This window comes from Mesorhizobium sp. M4B.F.Ca.ET.089.01.1.1, from assembly GCF_004022605.1.
Lineage (GTDB): Bacteria > Pseudomonadota > Alphaproteobacteria > Rhizobiales > Rhizobiaceae > Mesorhizobium > Mesorhizobium abyssinicae.
Genome location: NZ_RZOS01000914.1, coordinates 1 through 1,041, shown reverse-complemented (window position 1 = coordinate 1,041; position 1,041 = coordinate 1). Strand labels below are relative to the sequence as shown.

General features: G+C 66.7%; 2 protein-coding genes. Both read right to left on the bottom strand.

Annotated elements, in window-relative coordinates; all coding sequences use genetic code 11:
- Positions 1–554 (bottom strand): YbaY family lipoprotein (locus EN780_RS34990; protein ID WP_128276523.1); only part of this gene is annotated, 554 nt, incomplete at its 3' end.
- 78 nt (positions 555–632) lie between these two features.
- A partial coding sequence (locus tag EN780_RS34985) for a molybdenum cofactor biosynthesis protein MoaE (RefSeq protein ID WP_133372897.1) occupies positions 633–1,041 on the bottom strand: 409 nt, incomplete at its 5' end.

Genomic DNA, 1,041 nt, shown 5'->3' with positions numbered 1-1,041 from the left:
GCGTTGCAAGGACCCTTGCCGCCGGCCTTGCCGGCCTCGCCGACGCGGAACGTCGCCTGCGGCTGCGAAATCACGCCGATGCCGTCGATATATTCGATCAGCCAGCTCTGGCCGAGCAGCGCGTCGGCCGGCGCATCGCTCGACGCCACCATCTTCAGCATGATGCTTTGCGGCCTGTCGCTCAGCGGATCGACCCGGTGGCGCGTGTCGGTGGTGAAGAGCAGCTTGTCGTCGACGGTGATGCGCGCCTGCAGCGCATAGGTCATGTTCGGCCGGATCACCTGCGGGTCGAAGCCGATCTCGAACCTGATCGGCACCTGACCGGCGGGCGCAACCTTGCGCTCGCCGATGATGGCTGCCGGCGCATCGGCCAGCGACACGTCCGCAAGCTGGACGGAGAGCACGGCATTGGGCGGCAGCGCGATGCGCTCGCGGTACGTCGCCTCGCCCTGCAGTGTCTTCTCGGCGGCATCGGAAAGTTCCGGCACTGCAAGCACGCCGACGACCAAGGGCACCAGGCCGAAGATGAAGAATTCCGCGATCCTGTCCAGCATGACCCAGCTCCCCTAGGTTGCGCCAGCAAGGGGAAGAATCCTTCAGGATTGCGGTCAATGCATGGCCACGGGGCGGATTTAATCGGCCGGCTTGGTCGTCCAGCGGCTGGCCGCCTCGTCGTCGGCCTCCTTGGCCTCGACCCAGCCGCCCTCGGAGCCGTCGGCATGATGCTCCTTCTTCCAGAAGGGAGCGCGCGACTTGAGGTAATCCATGAGGAAATTCGCCGCCTCGAATGCCGCATGGCGGTGGGCTGAGGCAGCCACCACCAGCACAATGTTCTCGCCGGGCGCGATCCTGCCGTGACGATGGATGACGGTCAGCCCCTGCAACGGCCAACGTTCGATCGCCTCGGCGGCGATGCGGCCGATCTCGGCCTCGGCCATGCCGGGATAGTGCTCGAGCTCGAGCGCCGAAAGCGCCCCCTGCTCGTCGCGGCAAAGGCCGGAGAAGGTGACCACGGCGCCGATGTCGGCACGCCCCTTGGTC